The organism is Novosphingobium sp. FG137 (assembly GCF_057809735.1).
This window is the reverse complement of the sequence record NZ_JBMDKN010000004.1, coordinates 83,290-101,551: the sequence shown is the minus strand read 5'-3', so window position 1 is coordinate 101,551 and position 18,262 is coordinate 83,290. Positions and strand designations below refer to the sequence as shown.

General features: G+C 57.4%; 13 protein-coding genes and 1 pseudogene. 7 read left to right on the top strand and 7 right to left on the bottom strand.

What is annotated here, in order from left to right:
• Window positions 1–90 precede the first annotated feature (90 nt).
• From ACODS2_RS12475 to ACODS2_RS12445, 7 genes and pseudogenes are all read left to right on the top strand, one after another.
• Window positions 91–486 carry an EthD domain-containing protein gene (locus tag ACODS2_RS12475; protein WP_488999108.1) on the top strand — a complete coding sequence of 132 codons (396 nt, stop codon included), beginning with the start codon at window positions 91–93 and terminating at the stop codon, window positions 484–486.
• 113 nt (window positions 487–599) lie between these two features.
• Window positions 600–1,370 (top strand): SDR family NAD(P)-dependent oxidoreductase, encoded by a 771-nt coding sequence (locus tag ACODS2_RS12470; RefSeq protein WP_488999107.1) that lies wholly within the window; start codon window positions 600–602, stop codon window positions 1,368–1,370.
• A gap of 163 nt (window positions 1,371–1,533) precedes the next feature.
• On the top strand, window positions 1,534–3,273 hold the full coding sequence (locus ACODS2_RS12465) for a CocE/NonD family hydrolase (protein ID WP_488999106.1): 1,740 nt from the start codon (window positions 1,534–1,536) through the stop codon (window positions 3,271–3,273).
• Window positions 3,274–3,312: 39 nt separating this feature from the next.
• Entirely contained in the window at window positions 3,313–4,968 is a 1,656-nt protein-coding gene (locus ACODS2_RS12460) for an AMP-binding protein (protein ID WP_488999105.1), read from the top strand.
• Window positions 4,965–5,645 carry a nitroreductase gene (locus tag ACODS2_RS12455; protein ID WP_488999104.1) on the top strand — a complete coding sequence of 227 codons (681 nt, stop codon included), beginning with the start codon at window positions 4,965–4,967 and terminating at the stop codon, window positions 5,643–5,645. The genes ACODS2_RS12460 and ACODS2_RS12455 overlap by 4 nt, the downstream gene beginning before the upstream one ends.
• Window positions 5,646–5,823: 178 nt before the next feature.
• Entirely contained in the window at window positions 5,824–6,873 is a 1,050-nt protein-coding gene (locus ACODS2_RS12450; protein WP_488999103.1) for a VOC family protein, read from the top strand.
• A 116-nt stretch (window positions 6,874–6,989) separates the two neighbouring features.
• Window positions 6,990–7,787: pseudogene (locus tag ACODS2_RS12445) on the top strand (SDR family oxidoreductase).
• A gap of 207 nt (window positions 7,788–7,994) precedes the next feature.
• Here the strand turns inward: ACODS2_RS12445 and ACODS2_RS12440 are convergent.
• The 7 genes from ACODS2_RS12440 to ACODS2_RS12410 all read right to left on the bottom strand — a co-directional run bounded on the left by ACODS2_RS12440 (window position 7,995) and on the right by ACODS2_RS12410 (window position 18,087).
• A complete protein-coding gene (locus tag ACODS2_RS12440) occupies window positions 7,995–9,053 on the bottom strand; it encodes an NAD(P)-dependent alcohol dehydrogenase (RefSeq protein WP_488999102.1) in 1,059 nt (352 codons plus the stop codon).
• A 156-nt stretch (window positions 9,054–9,209) separates the two neighbouring features.
• Window positions 9,210–10,043 (bottom strand): SDR family NAD(P)-dependent oxidoreductase, encoded by an 834-nt coding sequence (locus ACODS2_RS12435; protein ID WP_488999101.1) that lies wholly within the window; start codon window positions 10,041–10,043, stop codon window positions 9,210–9,212.
• A gap of 21 nt (window positions 10,044–10,064) precedes the next feature.
• On the bottom strand, window positions 10,065–11,729 hold the full coding sequence (locus tag ACODS2_RS12430; RefSeq protein WP_488999100.1) for an FAD-binding protein: 1,665 nt from the start codon (window positions 11,727–11,729) through the stop codon (window positions 10,065–10,067).
• Window positions 11,730–11,805: 76 nt separating this feature from the next.
• Entirely contained in the window at window positions 11,806–13,785 is a 1,980-nt protein-coding gene (locus ACODS2_RS12425; protein WP_488999099.1) for an oxidoreductase, read from the bottom strand.
• A gap of 174 nt (window positions 13,786–13,959) precedes the next feature.
• Window positions 13,960–14,784, bottom strand: coding sequence for an acetoacetate decarboxylase family protein (locus ACODS2_RS12420; protein ID WP_488999098.1), 825 nt, complete (start codon window positions 14,782–14,784; stop codon window positions 13,960–13,962).
• 83 nt (window positions 14,785–14,867) lie between these two features.
• Window positions 14,868–16,151 carry a cytochrome P450 gene (locus ACODS2_RS12415; RefSeq protein ID WP_488999097.1) on the bottom strand — a complete coding sequence of 428 codons (1,284 nt, stop codon included), beginning with the start codon at window positions 16,149–16,151 and terminating at the stop codon, window positions 14,868–14,870.
• Between the two features lie 118 nt (window positions 16,152–16,269).
• Window positions 16,270–18,087 (bottom strand): flavin-containing monooxygenase, encoded by a 1,818-nt coding sequence (locus ACODS2_RS12410; RefSeq protein WP_488999096.1) that lies wholly within the window; start codon window positions 18,085–18,087, stop codon window positions 16,270–16,272.
• Between the last annotated feature and the right edge of the window lie 175 nt (window positions 18,088–18,262).

The window sequence follows — 18,262 nt, the reverse complement described above, 5'->3', positions numbered from 1 at the left end:
TTTGGGCGTGGGGAGGCATGATCGTGTTCCCGCGCCCAAATCACAAACGCAAGATGCAGCGTCGTCGTACTGGCCATGGGGAGAGAGGCGTTGAAAACAAAGTTCATGGTCTTGCTGAGGCGACGGCAAGACATCACGCCCGAGCAATTCATGGACCATTACGAGAATTTCCATGTTCCGCTCGGACAGAAATTTATCGGCCACCTGCTGGTTGGATTTAGTCGGCACTATCCAGGCGTGATGGCGGACTTTACCGAAGATGACTGGACCACGGGCCGCATGGGCGACGAAGACGTCGGATGCGCTTATGATGCGATTAGCGTTTATGAATTTCGCGACGCGGCAGCAATTGCCGAAATGGCCGAGATCCTGAAAAGGCCCGAAGTTTCAAAGGCACTGAGTGAAGACGAGAAGCGCTTTCTGGATCGGGCTGGATGCAGAATGGGTCTGTGCCACGTCGTTGAAGGCACCGGAATGCTCGTTTGAGGACGGGCGACCAAGTTCCTGCCAAGTTGCCTGGCACTGGGCGATGCGGAAGCCGATTTGCGCCCCTTGATGAATTCAGCCCGTATCCTTTATCACCGGAAGGACCACGAGTCATGCAGAACAAATCAATCATCGTGACAGGTGGAGGTTCCGGGATCGGAGCCGCCACGGTGCTGTTGGCAGCTTCCAAGGGCGCAAACGTAACCATCGCCGATCTAAATCGGTCAGCAGGAGAGGCTGTGCGCGATCAGGTGATTGCGCAGGGTGGTAAGGCACAGTTCGTCGAGACAAACATAGCCGATGAAGCCCAGGTTCAAGCGATGGTCGAAGCCGCCGTGGGCACTTATGGTCGCCTTGACGGTGCATTCAACAACGCCGCCATCCCTGCTTATTCCCATCAACCCGGCGTCGAAACTGTCCACTTCGCGGAATTACCGGTATCGGCCTTCATACGCAGTATGACAGTAAACGTGGTGGGCACGTTCCTGTGCATGAAGTATGAGTTGCAGGCAATGCTCGTGGGCGGCGGCGGATCGATCGTGAACACATCGTCCATGGCCGGCATCCTGGCTGTTGAAGCGGCGGCGGATTATGTCGCGGCGAAACACGCTGTGATCGGTCTAACGAAGACCGCTGCGCTGGACTATGCCCGGAAAAATATCCGCGTCAATGCGGTCTTACCTGGTGTGGTGCGTACGCAAATGATGGAGGCGTCGTTTGCCGAAAACCCAGAGCTGATCGAGTGGACCAACTCAATGCAGCCAATCGGCCGCGTCGGGATGCCTGTAGAACTTGCGGAAGCAGCTGTCTGGCTTTTGTCCGATGCTGCCTCTCTTGTAACTGGTATATCGATGCCGGTGGATGGTGGTTTTTCAATGGTTTGAAGCCAATGCTTCATTTTTTTCTAATTGGGGCTGCAGCACTTTGTGCTTCTGATCCATCGACTGACTTTTACGTCCCCAAGCGTGGGGAGCGAGAATTTTTCGAGAAGAGCCACTCGGACGCGTAACTGCGCTGCCTTCGTGGCCAATGTTCGTTAGGGCAGATATGCAGTACATCTATGAGCCGGACTGTCTCGTCACAATGACTGCCGGAGTTAGCCTGTGTGCCAACATCTGGCGACCTGCCGAAGGCCAGGCGCCTACGCTCCTCGTGCGTCTTCCTTATGGCAAAGATATTTCGGCGTGGGTGAGCGGCGACGGGCGTCTAGCTCCTTCCTTGCTTGCTTTCGTACGCGCGGGATACGCAGTCGTCATTCAGGATGTTCGGGGCACGTTTCAGTCTGATGGCGCATTCACGCCGAAGGTGAATGAGCCGGCGGATGGCCGCGAGACGATTGAATGGATTGCGTGTCAGCCATGGTCGGATGGTACGGTGGGAACTTACGGTGTTTCATATCTCGGCATGACGCAGTGGGCTGCCTCGAGCCAGGCACCGGTAGCTCTGAGGGCGATCGCCCCCACGGTTGCCGCGATGGAGTGGTATGAAGGGCTTTGGTATTCGCCGGGCGGAGCGCTGTCACTCAGCGTTGTAAACTGGTGGCATACCATGATGTATATGTCCGATACGCAGCGGGAGTTAGCGGCCGGCCGCGGCGAACTGGCGGAATTGGTCGCGATGGCCGAGTCATTCAGCGCAGGCCTCGCGGCCCACAATTTTACGCCGGTGGCGGAGAATCCCGTACTAAAGCCAGGTAGGTGGCTCGACGAGATTTTCGCTCATCCTGACTACGATGCGTTCTGGCAGAAGCAGGACTTCAGGCCTGCAATCCCGCAGATGACCGCACCAGCGTTGTGCATCGCCGGCTGGTACGATCTATTCGTCAACAGCAGCGTCAAGGATTACGTGAAGTTCCGCGCAGGTGCCGGAACTGAAGAGGCGCGGGAGGGCGCGCGACTGCTGATCGGCCCGTGGGACCATATCAATTCCACGGGTCGCTATCCAGATCGAGACTTTGGCGCTGGTGCTGATGCCGCGGTGGCCGACCTTACCGGTCAGCATGTCCGCCATTTCGATCGTTGGCTTCGAGGAGATGTCTCAGCAAACGCCAATGATGCGCGCGTGCGGATATTCGTGATGGGAATCGATCAATGGCGCGACGAGCAGGAATGGCCCCTGCCCGACACCCGCTATGTGGAATACCACATCGGCGGGACCGGGCCTGCGAACACATCAGACGGCGCGGGGACATTGAAACGGGAAGCCTCCGTCGACGATCGCCACGACACCTTGCTCTATGACCCTGCACGGCCCGTGCCGACCACCGGCGGTGCACACCTGCCCGACGGCTTCGGCTTCATCGGTCCGGTGGATCAGCGGCGGGTGGATAGTCGCGACGATATCCTCTGCTTCGCCACGCCTGTGCTCGAGCAGGATGTGGAGGTCACCGGCTTCGTCAGGATGAAGCTGTTTGTCTCATCTTCAGCCGTCGACACCGATTTCACGGCAAAGCTGGTAGACGTGTTCCCTAGCGGCCGGGCCATCAATTTGTGCGATGGCATCATCCGGATGCGATACCGCGAGAGCCTCTCAGCGCCAAAACTGATAGATCCGGGGCACATCTACGAGGTTGAGATCGACATGGCCGTCACTTCCAACGTCTTCCTTGCCGGACATCGCATCCGCGTCGATATCTCATGTAGCAATTTCCCGCGCTATGATCGCAACAGCAACACCGGAGGGTTTATCGCCCGCGAGGCGGAGAAGGACATGGTTGTTGCAGTGAACAGCGTCCACCACGGCTCTCTCCACCCGAGCAGGTTGATTCTGCCAATTATCGAACGATAGGCGCGCCGCGCATCGAGACTTTGCGAGATGGAGATTGAAATGCACACGGCTGACGAATCCGTGCCGCCATCGCAGCGTGTCGAAGAACTGCTTGCACTTTATGGCGCGGAAGATGCGTGCGTGGCAGCGTTGCTGTGCGACCAGCATGATCCGGCCGGGCGTGCGTACCGGATCATTGCTCCTGATCTTGCGCGGCAGGATCTAAGCTACGGCAACCTGCAGCAAGAGTCGGAAAAGTTTGCCGCTGTCCTGAGCGCGCTTGGCGTAGGCCCCGGCGACCGGGTGGCGACGTTGATGGGCAAGAGTCGGCGGTATCTCATTACGCTGATGGGCATCTGGCGCCTCGGTGCAGTGCATGTGCCGCTGTTCACTGCTTTCGCGCCCCCGGCGATCGCGCTGCGTCTCTTGGGAAGCCGCGCCAGGGCCGTGGTCTGCGATGCTGCGCAGCGGGGCAAGCTCGCGCCCCACGACGACATCCCTGCCAATCCCCCATGGCGCGTGATCACGACCGGAACGGCTGACGAACGAGCTTTGTCGTTCGACGCGCTGATGAAGCAAGCTGAGCCAGGCATGGCAGCGGCCGTGATGGGCGGCGATGCGCCCTTTATTCACATCTATACGTCCGGCACGACCGGAAGCCCCAAGGGCGTAGTTGTTCCCATCCGCGCCCTCGCCGCTTTCCACGCATATGCCGAGTTCGGCCACGGGCTAAAACCAGACGACGTTTTCTGGTGCGCTGCCGACCCGGGCTGGGCCTATGGTCTTTACTTCGGTATCATAGCGACTTTCAGCACCGGCACACCCAGCATCCTATTCGAAGGCGGCTTCTCGCCGGCGACGACGATGTCCGTGCTGTCAGGCGAGGCGGTGACCAATTTCGCCGCGGCGCCGACCGTCTATCGGGCATTGCGCAGTTCGGAACTGGCACCGGCTGCCCCGCTGCACATTCAACGTGCGTCGAGCGCTGGGGAACCACTGACTCCTGAAGTGAACGACTGGACCGAACAGGCGCTCGGCGTGACGGTCTTTGATCATTACGGCCAGACCGAAGCCGGCATGCTGATAAACAACCACCATCACGAGGCGTTACGCCGCCCGGTCAAGCCGGGTTCGATGGGGCAGGCGATGCCGGGCTGGAAAGCTGTCATTCTCCATGGCGAACGTGACCAGGAGGCGGGACCGAACGAGCTTGGCCGGGTTGCCATCGAGCTCGCGGAAAGCCCACTTGCCTGGTTCCAGGGCTATGACGGCGCCGTCGGCAAAACCGCTGAGAAGTTCGCCGGCGGCGGTCGCTGGTATCTGACCGGCGATACCGGGATGGTCGACGACGATGGCTATTTTACCTTCTCGGCGCGCGACGACGATGTGATCATCATGGCCGGCTACCGGATCGGTCCCTTCGAGGTGGAATCGGCGATGGCGACCCACCCGGCGGTGGCGGAGTCGGCGGTGATTGCCATCCCTGACGAGGTCCGCGGCGAGGTGATCGAGGCCTATGTCGTGCTGCGCGATGGGCATTCTCCCTCACCCGAGCTTGAGCACGACATCCAGTCGTGGGTGAAGACCCGCTATGCCGCTCACGCTTATCCACGCGTTGTGCACTTCGCCGAGGTTCTACCCAAGACGCCGAGTGGCAAAATCCAGCGGTTCGTCCTTAAGCAACAGCGAGTCCGGGAACTGGAGGGCGTGCGTTGAACACATCGCCCGAACTCTCAGCGATCGAGGCCGTCACAGGACGGAGATCGGTACGCCGCTTCTTGCCGACTCCTGTGCCTGAGCAAACCGTCCGCGCTATCCTGCAGGCCGCATCGCGTGCCGCATCGGGCACCAATATTCAGCCATGGTTCGTGCATGTCGTAAGTGAGGCGGCGCAAGAACGACTATCGCGCGCGGTCCTGGCTAAGGCGGAAGCCGACGAGACCAGCCTAGAATATCACTATCTGCCGGAGCGGCTGAAGGAACCCTATCTCTCACGCCGCCGCAAAGTGGGCTATGATTTATATGCGCTCTACGGAATCGATCGCCACGATATGGCGGCCCGGAAGTCTGCGATGCTGCGCAATTTCGAGTTCTTCGGTGCTCCGGTTGGCCTGTTCTTCGCCATGGAGCGGGACATGACAATAGGCGCCTGGCTCGATTGCGGCATGTTCATGCAGAACGTTATGTTGATCGCGCGTTCCTATGGCCTTGAGACCTGCCCGCAGCAAGCTTGGTGTGACTTTGGTGCGGTGGTCCATCGCGAACTCGCGATCCCCGACAGCCTGATCCTGTTGTCCGGAATGGCGCTCGGATATGCTGATCACTCAGCAATCGAAAACACGCTCGTAAGCGACCGCGCCAGTGTCGACGAATTTACTACATGGCACTGCTAGAGCGTCCTGCAGAAAACATGATCGGCGCAAAATCGCCAAAAGTCGAATTTGAACATTCCGGTCGAAGGCCGTGTCGTCTGATCGCACCGGTTTCACAATGCGAACAAATGAGCGTTCGGCCTTGCGCAAAGGCATCGTACCCTGAAGGCTGACGCAAATAGTGGCTTAGAGGAGATGCATGGACGATCTCGAGATCAATTCGGCAAGTTGCGATGACGCGCTTGAGAAAAGTGCTCATAGCGATTCAATAGAGTTCATGTTCCATCCCACGTTTCTGACGTCGGATCGTAACAGGATGGCGCGATGGATGGAGCGGGTCTTCCGCAAGCGGGGGCTGTTCCAAGCCGAGTTGATGAAGGGCATGGGCGCGAGCGACGAGTATCCGAGCGACTATTCGTACTACATGTGGCTTTCCGACTGTCAGATGGATGTGATCCAGCCTGATCTCTACAAACTGCCCGGCGTAGAACAGGCTGTAGTGCCATTGGATCGCCTGTCCGAGATCGGCTGGCACCTTAGAGACGCCAACGCAGTTTACACAAGGGCTCGTCGGCATGGGCTTCGGGTCGTCGATCAATTAGGGCGTGAGCTCACGGCCGACACTGTTCCAAACGGAACCAGCCCGATCGTGCCTGAGCTGATCCTCATCTGGCTCGATCCGCGAGACGCGGGGCTCGGGATGGAGCTAGCGCAAATGACCCCGGAGATTCGTGAGCATAATGCCAAGGAAGCTTATCCGCCCTTCCGTGCGGATTGGACGCATCCAGAGGTCCAGAGCGACGATCCGCTCGGCCTCGCGCGCTGTTCGCACCACACGATATTGACTAAAAACCTCGAACGGTCGCTTCGCTGCGCTGTTGATGTGCTGGGCGGCGAAATCATTCATCACGGAAGCGATGCATGGTTGAAAACGAGCAGCACCTTCGTTTTAATCGCGGGCTCTGTGCTTGAGTATGCTGAGGTTTCGGATCCGGAAAGTTCTCTGCATCGAGAGTGGCAGCCAGCACCGGCGAACCTCGGAGGTCAAACTCAGGAGGATGTTTATCACGCCATTACATTTCATGTCGCGGATCTCGAAAAAGCAGCATCACATCTGATCGCTGAAGGCATCGGATTCGAATACCGATCGAGCACGATGGTTGTCACCGATCCTAAAGATTGCCTCGGGATGCGTTGGGGGTTCACATCCGCGCTTTTGCCAAGTGATCCACGACAAGGGGACAAGTAGGCTCGGCGCAGGGTCACGGCCTGTCTCCACTCACCGCGCCTTTTCAAAGGTTGCTGGATTGGGGCCAGCCCTGATGAGCGTTCCATTTCCAAAACGATAATGCTGGGAGTTATGTCATGGACCTGGGGATCAAAAACAAGGTTGCTTTTGTCGCCGGCGGGAGCAAGGGCATGGGCAAGTCGGCAGGTCGTTTTCTTGCGGAAGCAGGATGCCGGGTCGGTGTTGTCGCCCAAAGCCAAGACGCGATCGACCAAGCAGTATCGGAAATACGCGATGCCGGCGGAACGGCCGTCGGAATCTCGGCGGACCTGACCAACGACGAATCTGTGAAGCGTGCCGTTGCGGAGCTACGCGAAGCCTTTGATGGTGTTTCAGCCGAGATCGTTGTCAGCCAAACAAACGACATGCACCTTGGCAACTTTGATGACTCAAGCAACGATGACTTTGCACAGGCATTTCAAACATTTACAATGGCACAAATCTATCTGATGCGCGCGGTGCTGCCGGAGATGAAGCGTAAACGGTAGGGACGAATTTGCCACATCGGCTCGGTAGTTGGCAAGGAAGCCGATTTTCGAGTGCCTCATATCACTCACAACACCGCTCGACCCTCAACCGCGGCCTTCTTGCGCACAATCGCCAATGAAGTCGCGCCTTACGGGATTACAGTTAACACCGCTGCCCCTGCTTGGTTTGCCACTCCGACACTTGAGAGTTATTTGCGCAATGAACTTGGCATCGCGGCCGAGAAGGCCGATGAATGGATCGAAGGTTTGGGTGAAGTCCCCATGAACCGGCTCGGTCGCCCAAACGAGATCGGATCACTGGTCGCATTTCTATGTTCGCAGCACGCCGGCTACATAACCGGCGAATGGATCGCTGTTGACGGCGGTCGTCACAAGTTCACTTTTTAGAACCTGATTGGAAGCAGAACATCCAATTTTTGTCGAGACAACAATGCCATCAACAATCAGAGAGCATGTTGTCGACGTACGCCTTTAATAATTACGAAGAACTAAGCTTGGTTGCATGTATGAAATATCGGCGCAGGTGGATAAATCATCGAAAGCGGACGATGGTGAGCCAAAAGTCCTCTCACCGTATGCCCGAAAGCGCGTAGCTCACGTAGGTTTCAGCGATGCCATGTCGATGACGAAGCGATACCGCACATCGCCTCGCTCCATCCGCTCGAACGCAACGTTGATCTGGTCAACGGCAATCGTCTCGGTCTCCGGTAAGATATCCATCCGCGCGCAGAAATCGAGCATCTCCTGCGTTTGGGCAATGCCGCCGGATGGAGACCCCGTGATCACCCGCCTGCCCGTTATAAGTGGCAGCGTGTCAAAGCCCTCCATGGCCCCGAGATTGCCAACAATCACCAGGGCGCCTTCGACATCGAGCAACCATGCATACGCCGAGATGTCGTGCTTCACCGGGATGGTGTCGATGATGACATCGAACGAAGATGCGGCCGCCTCCATTGCTTGCTGGTCTGTCGACACAAGCACCTTGTTGGCACCCAGCGATTCCGCTTCCGCAGCCTTGCTCTGGGTTCGACTGATGACGGTTACGGTCGCCCCCATCGCTGCGGCGAGACGAACAGCGATGTGCCCCAGTCCGCCAATCCCGATTACGCCGACGCGGCTGCCCGGCCCGACATTCCATGTGCGGAGCGGCGAATATACGGTGATGCCTGCGCAAAGCAGCGGACCAGCACGGGCTGCGTCGAGTCCTTTTGGAACGCGCAGCACGAAGTCCTCATGCACAACGATGTGATTCGAATATCCACCATAGGTTGTCGTGCCATCGGCTCGGTCACGACCGCCATAAGTGGTGGTCGGATAACTGCGGCACATCTGCTGTTCGCCGCGATGGCACTGATCGCAATGCCCGCAACTGTCGACAAGGGTACCAACCGCGACCAGGTCGCCAACAGCATATCGGCCTGCGTTGGCCCCCAGGTTGGCCACGCGTCCGATGATCTCGTGTCCCGGCACGCACGGATAGTCGGTTGGAGCCCACTCCTTCCAGTCGTCACGGGTTGCGTGAAGGTCTGAATGGCAGACACCACAATAGAGGATTTCGACGGAAACGTCTTTGTCGCGCAATTCCCGGCGCTCGAATTCCCAGGGGGCCAGGCCGCTTGTCGCGGACTGCGCAGCATAACCAATCGTCTTCATCTATTGTATCCTACCGATTGAGGCACGATTGGCGTGTGCGCATCATCCCCATCTCTCTGGCTAGTACGCTCGTTCACATCTGCTGCGACACGCCGAAACAATGGAAAAATGCCACCTGCCAAAGCACTTGGCCGGTGGCTGTCTGGTTAGTCTGCTTCAATCCTCGGCGGCTGCGCCTGCATTCCCTACAAGTCCAGCATCATCAAAGCGGGCGGTGTACCCGCCGTCAACCGTGAGGCCATGCCCGGTCGTGAAACCCGCCATCGAGTCCGCGAGATAAAGCGCTGCATGTGCAATTTCTTCGGGTTGCCCGATGCGCCCAAGGACGTTCTGGTTCTCCATATAGTGCGCCCAGACGGGATCCTCCATATAGGGGCGGGTTATGCCCGTCAGGATTGTACCTGGATTGATCCAGTTCGCGGTGATCCCGAATTCACCGAGCTCTACCGCAAGGCTGATCGTGAACCCGGCAATGGCATGTTTGCTGGTGGTGTAGATGGACGCACCGCGACGCGCGAGTTTCGAGTTGATCGATGCGATGTTGATGATGCGGCCTTGGCCAGATCGCTTCAACGCCGGAATGGCCGCAAGCGTTAGGCGCATCGGTGCAGTCACGTTGACCGCCATGGTCCGGTCCCACATGTCCAGCTGGATGTCGGTGACGTCGACCATCTGGAAGATACCGGCGGCATTGACCAGGATGTCGATTCCGCCGAACGCTTCCACCGCGGTCTCAACAATCTTCGTTGGAGCATCCGCTGCGGTGATATCGATGGCCACTGTCCGGACCTGAGCATCGCTGCCCATCGCGGCATTCAACTTCGCACCGTCAATGTCTGTCGCGACGACCGATGCGCCCTCTTTCAGGAACAAGCGCGCAATCGCATTCCCCATGCCATCAGCTGCGCCGGTTACGATCGCCACTTTGTTGTTAAGCCGGCCCGTCATTTTTCCGTCGTCCTCTTTCTGATGTGAAACATTATCGCGCACGGTCGCGCGACATTGCCACTGTCAATATGTTGTCTCCGGCCGTGCGTTTCGTCGCAGGGCATGCCTCGCTGCAATAAAGCCAAAGACCATCGCCGGGCCAATAGTGCTGCCAGGTCCGGGGTAAGTTTGCCCCATGACCGAAGCGGTCGCGTTGCCGCCCGCATAGAGACCTCTGATCGGGTGTCCTTGTTTGTCCAACACGCGGGCGAATTCATCGGTCAGAAGCCCTCCCTTGGTTCCAATGTCGCCAGGCATCATCTTCATTGCACGGAACGGACCGACGGAAACCTCACCCAAATTGGGATTGGGATAAGAGGGATCACCATAGTAATTTTCATACTCGTTTTCGCCGCGACCAAAATCCTTGTCGACGCCTGCCTGGGCAAACTGATTGAAGCGTTCTACCGTTGCAGCCAGATTGGCCTCAGGAACGCCGATCATCCGGGAAAGTTCAGGCAATGTCGGAGCTTCAACGATCGTTCCGGCCTTCTTGAGCTTGCCGATGCCCACGGTGGAAGCCAAATTCAGATATTTTTTCGTATGCCGATGATCGCTCACAATCCAGCATGGTATGCTTGGGACTTCACGGTTGTGGTCCAGCACACCCTGAATAAATTCCACATAAGGCAGCGCTTCATTGATGAAGCGATTGCCGTGCAAATCCACCATCAGGCTGTGCGGCATCGATCGCTCCCAAATGAGCAAGGTGCCGCGACTGTCGTCGCCCAAAGTTGGGATTACTGGCGCTCCCCATACCATATCCATCATAGCCGTATCGGCTCCGGCTTCGATGCCAATCTGGATCCCGGTCCCGGTATCTCCAGGTGCAGTAGCCGACCAACCCGGATGCCCATGATATTTTTTGCGCCATTCGGCGTTTCGCCCGAAGCCGCCAGTGCCGAGGAATACGCCCTTGTTGGTTCGTACGCGGATATTCTTTCCATCCTTCGTGACAATTACACCAACGACAGAGCCATTCTCGACAATTAACTTCGCAAGCGGCGACGATAGCCAGACGGGCACCTCTTTTGTGCGCACGATGTTCATCAGAGCGCTTGACAGTGCCACCCCCATTCCGCGCAATTTTCTTCCGGTTAGAACACCGCTAGCCGTGCGCCAGCCAACACGGACCATGCGAGCAAAGCCGCGCCGGTTGAAAATGCCGCGAGCCAGCTCGGCGAAATCGTCGGTATTGAGCGGCAAGGGTATAATTTCGTCAGATCGAGTGTGCTTGAACCAATCGTCAAGCTTATTAACGTTGAAGGCCTTCACCTCCAACGCGCGCCCCCGCCTCCCGCCTGCTTTGTGCGAGAAATAGTCAGGGTAGCCTGCGCTACGTATCCATTTCATGCCATATTTTTCTAGCGTCAGAACGACGTCACTGACACCGTCAAGAAACGCGAGCTTCCGCGCCTCAGAGGAAGCTGGCCCTACGTCGTCGATAACCGCATGCATGTACTCCAAGGCTCGTTCCTTGGAGTCCCCTGCATGCTCACGCTGCATCACTGGATTATCCGGTAGCCAGCAACCGCCACCAGACAAAAAGGTTGTCCCGCCCCATTTGTCCGTACTCTCGACAATCAGAACGTTAGCGCCTGAATCAGCGGCCGCGATAGCGGAGCTCAAACCTGCCGCCCCTGTGCCAGCCACCAAAAAGTCGACCTCTAAATCCCACACTTGTATCATTCTAACTAATCCTGAGATCACGCCCTCTGCTCCAGCTTCCTGAAACCGGTGGCAAAATTGGCGGACGCTTCATCAATCAAATGGTCGCGGCAATCTTCCGGCCATCTCGTATCGCTGCCCCCAGGAAGCGGGGAGAAAGCGCATCTCCCGACAGTTGCGCCTCTATACCCATATCCTGAAGCAGCGGTGCCAGCGCACGGTTGGAAGCGTTCGCGGTTATGATGACGACGCGATCAGCTTGAAACACTTCTCCACCGTTACCGCCGACGTCTTGAAAAGTGGGGATGGTCGAAACGCCCATATCGCTGATCTCCAGCGTCCTGGTGCGTGCGACGAACCGGAAATGGCCCGTTTTGGTAAGACGGCCCAGATGTGCGTCATTCTGGAATGTGTTTTCGAGATAGGGAGCAAAAGCTACGTGGCGGGTCAACATCGTGACATTGCAGCCGTGCGATATCAGCCATTCAGAGACAGCGATGGCTTCGTAATGCCCTATGTCATCGACCACGACCACTTCGGTGCCAACAGGCGGCGGAGGCGCGCTCATGATGTCGACAGAAGATGTCACGCTTCGGTGACCCATGCCCTGGATCGGCGATCCGGGAAATGGAGCCAAGACACCATCCAACCGCGCAATCGACCCGGCAGCGATGATAACCGCATCCGGCTGTTCCGCAGCGATATCTGCCTCATCGACATAAGAACTGAGGCGGACATCGACGCCCAAGCGATAAATCTCTGACTCCATCCAATAGACGAGGTCCGCAATTCCATCACGTGCAGGCGCACGGGCGGCTACTTTCAGCGCGCCGCCCAGTTTTGGCTCAGCTTCGAACAGCACAACATCGTGCCCGCGTAGCGCGGCAACGCGGGCCGCCTCCATACCCGAAGGCCCTCCACCCACCACGACAATGCGACGGCGCGTAGCAGCCGGAGACAGCACATCTTCGGCGAGTTCACTTTCGAAGCTCACTGCCGGATTGACGACGCAGCCTATCCGATGGGCCGTCATCAGTTTGCCAAGGCAATCCTGCAAGCATCCAATGCAAGGGCGCACTTCCTCTGCACGACCAGCGAGGGATTTATTAACGATGTCGGGGTCGGCTATGGTTGCGCGGGTCATGCCAATCATATCGGCCTCCCCGGCCCGGATGACCTGATCCGCCTCTTCAAGTGTGCGGAACCGCCCGATCGCCATCACAGGAACAGTGGCTGCATGACGGATTGGCGCGTTCTCATCCAACTGGTAACCCACCACCCGGTCCATACCGGCGATGCATTTCCCCATCGCGTAATAGCCCGCATGCGAGGCATCCAGGAAATCGATCAGGCCACGGCTTTGGAGCATGGCGATAACCTCTCCCACCTCCTCCGCATCCGACTCTTCGTTGGTCTTGGAATCCCCCATCCGAACGCCAAGCACGAACGCCGAAGATGTTTCGGCACGGATTGCCGTCAAAACTTCGATCAGGAAACGGGCACGATTCTCAAGGCTGCCGCCATAGTCATCTTCCCGCCGATTGGTGGCGGGCTGGAGAAATTGTTGCGCAAGGTAATTGTGGCCCGCGTGAACCTCAGCACCTTGCATGCCGCACTGCTCCAGCATCCTTGCGCCCTTGGCAAAGCCAGCCACCACCTCATCAATCATGGATTTGGTCATAGGTATAGGCGGAGCGCCGCCCCAATATGGGCTCGGAATATCTGAGGCCGACCAAGTGGCGCGACCGTCATACATTACGGAGTTATGGCCTCCGTGCCAGAGCTGCTGGAACAGAGCCATACCATGCGGAGCGACAGCATCGACCAGACGCCGATATCCATCGGCCATTCCTGGCGCATTGTATGTCGGCATGAACCCCGGACTACTGTCATGCACAGACAAGATTTCAAGTATCGAGAGTGCGACCCCGCCCCGCGCACGTGCAGCATGATAGGCAATAAAATCATCACTGGGACCGCCCAGTCCCAGACCGGTTGCATGACCAGAGCGGAATATGCGATTTTTCAGCGTCAGCCCACCGACCGTCAAAGGTCTATCTACGTGCGTAAAGGCCATTTGCCTCTCCAGTTCGGGTCGGGGGAGTTCCGTCACTGTTCAAGGTGCGGTCATCAGTCGATGTGAGGTTCCCGGTCCCTTGTAGGCGCGGTCGATTGCAACTCGCTTGTGCTGGTTTGCAAAACACTGACACAGCCATTGATGCGAACCGACCGCGCTTGACGCAGATCCGAGCTAGATGCCTGATGCCAGAAGATCATCGATCACGCGCATTTCCGTGAACACGATCTTTTCAGTGGTGTTGACCCCTGCGTAGGCTCCCACGATTTCCAGAACGGGAAGCTCGTCCAAAGGGTCCATGTCGAGATGGCCGAATTTGACCGAGGCATTGGTCGCCAACCATGCCCGGTCAATGTTGTTGCCCTCAGCCGTCGAGGTCGCGCAAACAGCGTGCTGCGTATAACCCGAATAATCCGGGCTTGGGATGGCACGAACCGTCATGCACTCGGGCCAGACTGCCTGAGCGCGGACAGCTTCCAGCTCTGCGCCAGTCAGTTCAGCGCCGATACGAATGCCCATGGTGACCAGCCGCGTACCGCGCCGATCAACAGTAATCTCAAATTCATCGGGCGTCACCGGGACAAAGTTGATATTCCCTGTCTTCTTGAGCATCCCAAAATAGACGGACCACGGCCCCATGATGTCCATTTCAGTCTTGTCGCCACGAACAGCGTCGACATATTCCCAGCCTGACTGACCCACCCGGTCGCCATGAACACAAGGCGCAGCGAACTGGACGCCTACGTACGGCGTCACCTGTCCGTCGATGGCCCGGTTTTGCGGGTTCACGAAGTACCACATTTTTACGATGGGTGGCTGTGAGCGATCTGCCTTGAGGGGTGGCTGAAGGATCAACCGCTCAATCGCGTCATGGGTGCTCAGAAACATGACCATGTAGATCGGGTAAGTCGGCATGGTGGGCCCCTCATATTGGAAGCCCTCACCGGGGGCAGCCCCTGTCATGTTCAGAATGCCGCCAAGATATTTTCCATCGGTCATGCCGTCTCTCCATTCGTTCATCTTATTCGACGGCACACAAACAAACTGGGCCGACGTTTCAAATTGACCATCTCAGCGCCGCGTCAACGCCGATCAAAATTCATCCAAAGCTCTGTCAGACCGTATGCCACATAGGTGGTGGTGTAAGCGTAGCTCTGCTCGCCACGCGCTGCGCGGAAGTTGTGCAGACGTTCCACCAATTGGCGGAAGGATGCCCGCAATTCACCACGTGCCAACTGGTTGCCGATGCACATGTGGATACCGCTGCCGAACGTTAAATGCGCTTTGGAATTCTGACGCTCAAGATCCACTGTTTCGGGGTTTGGAAAAACATCTGGATCAAGATTGGCAGCGCCAAACCGCGTTTCGATGATCGCGTTTTCCGGAATGAAGACACCGCCGATCTCGGTATCGGCAGTCGCACGTCGGAACATCGTCGTAGCCGGCGCCTTGATCCGCAAAACTTCTTCGATGAAAGCGTCCATCTTGTTTGGATCGGTACGAATCTGGTCGACGAGTTCCGGGCGTTCAATAAGGAATTCCATTCCGGCTGCAATCGCGCTCGCAGTGGTTTCACCGCCTGCAATGAACAGCAGCCACAGGATGCTGATCAACTCGCGCATATTCAAAGTGCGGCCGTCGATTTCGGCATGAACCAAGGTGCTCAGCAAGCTGTCATCTGGAGCAGCTCGCACGCGCTCAACATTTTTCGCGAGATACTGCTGAAGTTCGATGACCGCTTCGACGAGCACTATCTCTCGTTCCGGCGAAAGAGCAGGATTCGAAGTCTCGAGCGACATGTCGCTCCACCGCTTGAACTTGTAGACATCTCTGTCTGTCACCCCGAGAATCTCGGTGAAGACGATGATCGGAAGACGCATGGCGAATGCATCAAAAAATTCGATCTCGTCTTTATCGATAAAGCTGTCGATCAACTCCGCAACCGCATTTTCAATCTGAGGCTCCAACCCTTCAACCTTCCCGCGCGAGAAAGCCTTGTCGACCAGCGAGCGATAGATTTTGTGATCCGGTGGATCGTTGGTGACGAGGGTGTCCATGGGCAAAAACCCATTTTCCTCGAACATTGCGTTTATCTGGTCGGCGATCTCCGATTTGCGCGTCTGGACGACGCCCGTCTTGCAGGACATCACCTTGGTATCCATCGCCGTCTTGCGGACGTCGCGATAACTGGTCAGGATGAAATTGCCGCTAACCGGATCCTTGTACACGGGCTGCTCATCGCGGAGCTTATGATAGGCGGGAAACGGGCAACGTCGCACCTCAGGATCAGTAAAAGTTATCGGGCAACCGTCGAGTTCTACGACTGCGGCCTGTGTTTCCGGCGCGACGATATCCTGAGAGGTCATTTGAATTCTCCATCCGCCAAATTTTCGGCACCAGTCGATGTTTTGCACCAATCATGACTTGCCGCCCCACCATTGCCTGCATGGAACCAACGCATTGTGATCGCGGGGATCTTCACGATCAAACCGTCACAGCGTCTATCGGCTGCGCTGCGGGGATGCTCGCGCCCCGCCGACATTCATCGGGAATCAGGCCATCCAGATCGGCCTTTATGAGCAATGCCAGGCGTTCAGATCCTGGCCGCATCTGATTGATCCCGCCACCGTTGAACCACAGGCCGCGCTGTCGCGTTTGGCTCCAAACATTTGCCCACTCGCCCTCGCTGTCGAGCCGCGCAATCTCTCCCACACGTTCGGCCACATCTTCGCCGAAAGCATCGACGACCTCGGCCTTGCGGCTTTGATAGCCGGTCGCAAGAACAATGATGTCGGCTTCAATAATTGAGCCGTCGTCAAGCTTGACTCCGGTGGGCACGAACTCTGCGACCTGACTGTAAGGCTGAATCTTGATTCTGCCGTCAGCGATAAATTCGGACGTTCCGGTATTGAGATAATAGCCGCCACCCGTGCGCAGGAAGAGATCAAGGAATCCCTGGCCATTCACCCCGTCTCCGAGTTGCAGCCCTGCGGCTTCAAGCCGGTCCAGCAGATCCCGGTCCATTTCCTTCGCCATCTTGTGATAGGCTTGGCTCGCCTTCTCTCGCAACGGATTGATCAGCCCAATGCCGTAACGGATATCGACAAGTTCGGTCGTCTGCGACGGATCAATGTAGCCGGCATAAGCAAGGTTGGCAGTCTCGACATTGGTGACAACGACGGGGCTGCGCTGCAGCATCGTGACCTCGACGCCATTTTCCACCAGATTGCGGGCGATATCGTGGGCGCTCGTGGCGACTCCGACGATAATTGCGCGCTTGACGCCATAGTCCGCACCTTCGGTGAATTGCGACGAGTGCATAACCTTGCCTGCAAAGGATCCAAGACCTGGCAGGTCAGGAATTGCAGGCTTCCCCCCAATGCCGCCGGTGGCCATCACGATGTGCCGCGGATGCAACGCGCGCTCGGTGCCATCGCGGCGGCGCACTATGGCCGTCCAGCGATTATTCGCTTCGTCATACGTTGCATGACTGAACTCGGTGGCGGTCCAGACATTCAGATCCATGTAGCGCGCGTAGATATCGAGCCACTCGCACATCAAATCCTTCGAGAGATATTCAGGATAATGGGGGGGGAACGGAAGAAACGGAAAACCGTTCATCTCAATAGGATTGTGGAGCGCAAGGCTGTCATAGCGGCGGCCCCAGCTGTCTCCGACGCGATCATAGCGATCGATGTTCAGCACATCGACGCCAAAGCGCCGGAGATAGGCCGCGGTCACAAGCCCGGCCTGCCCCGCACCGACAACGATAACGTCAGGATCACTGACCTCATAACTTTGCGCTGCGGCCCGGTGCTCTTTCCAGGTTTGCCCCGGCACGCTTGGCGTATAGCCCCGTCCGCGTGGATGAGGATCGGGCGCCGCAATGGTATTCAACCACTCCAGGCGCGTGAAGATCGCACGCGCGACGATTGCGGAATTCTCTTCGCTGCTGCTAGCCAAAGCATTGATCACCAGCACGCATTTGCCGTGCCTTGTCTCGAAATCGAGAAACCCCTCGATGATCGCAGCGTCGCCCTCTCCCATAACCCGGGGTTCCGGCCACTTTGCGGAGAGGTGGAAATTATGCGGATTGAGCTCGTTGGCCAGACCGAGCAACGTGGTCACAACAGATTCGCGCCCGTGAAACTGACGGTAGTCCCATGTCAGGGCACCATTATCCCGAAAGTAGGAAGGATCGCCGAACAAGACTTCCAGCTGCGCCCGGTCGCCAGCGGCCATGGCATTCTCAAACGCAGAACCCCAGGCTGAAACTGCAGCTTTGACTTGGTCGTCGTTCATTGAGACATCCTATCCATAAATAGCAATCGAGCCTTGGCACCGGATTGATCCGGTCTTTTCGCCATGCCCGCCTGGCCAGCGAATACCGCAGGCTGATGATCACCCGGCTCTTCCCTATCGATAAACGCCACTCACATTGCCGCAATGATAATGTCTGGAACGTTCTCTGTGCGAA

Coding starts and splice junctions, on each gene's coding strand:
- ACODS2_RS12470 (WP_488999107.1), top strand. CDS start 600: ATGCAGAACAAATCAATCATCGTGACAGGTGGAGGTTCCGGGATCGGA.
- ACODS2_RS12465 (WP_488999106.1), top strand. CDS start 1,534: ATGCAGTACATCTATGAGCCGGACTGTCTCGTCACAATGACTGCCGGA.
- ACODS2_RS12460 (WP_488999105.1), top strand. CDS start 3,313: ATGCACACGGCTGACGAATCCGTGCCGCCATCGCAGCGTGTCGAAGAA.
- ACODS2_RS12450 (WP_488999103.1), top strand. CDS start 5,824: ATGGACGATCTCGAGATCAATTCGGCAAGTTGCGATGACGCGCTTGAG.
- ACODS2_RS12440 (WP_488999102.1), bottom strand. CDS start 9,053: ATGAAGACGATTGGTTATGCTGCGCAGTCCGCGACAAGCGGCCTGGCC.
- ACODS2_RS12430 (WP_488999100.1), bottom strand. CDS start 11,729: ATGATACAAGTGTGGGATTTAGAGGTCGACTTTTTGGTGGCTGGCACA.
- ACODS2_RS12425 (WP_488999099.1), bottom strand. CDS start 13,785: ATGGCCTTTACGCACGTAGATAGACCTTTGACGGTCGGTGGGCTGACG.
- ACODS2_RS12420 (WP_488999098.1), bottom strand. CDS start 14,784: ATGACCGATGGAAAATATCTTGGCGGCATTCTGAACATGACAGGGGCT.
- ACODS2_RS12415 (WP_488999097.1), bottom strand. CDS start 16,151: ATGACCTCTCAGGATATCGTCGCGCCGGAAACACAGGCCGCAGTCGTA.
- ACODS2_RS12410 (WP_488999096.1), bottom strand. CDS start 18,087: ATGAACGACGACCAAGTCAAAGCTGCAGTTTCAGCCTGGGGTTCTGCG.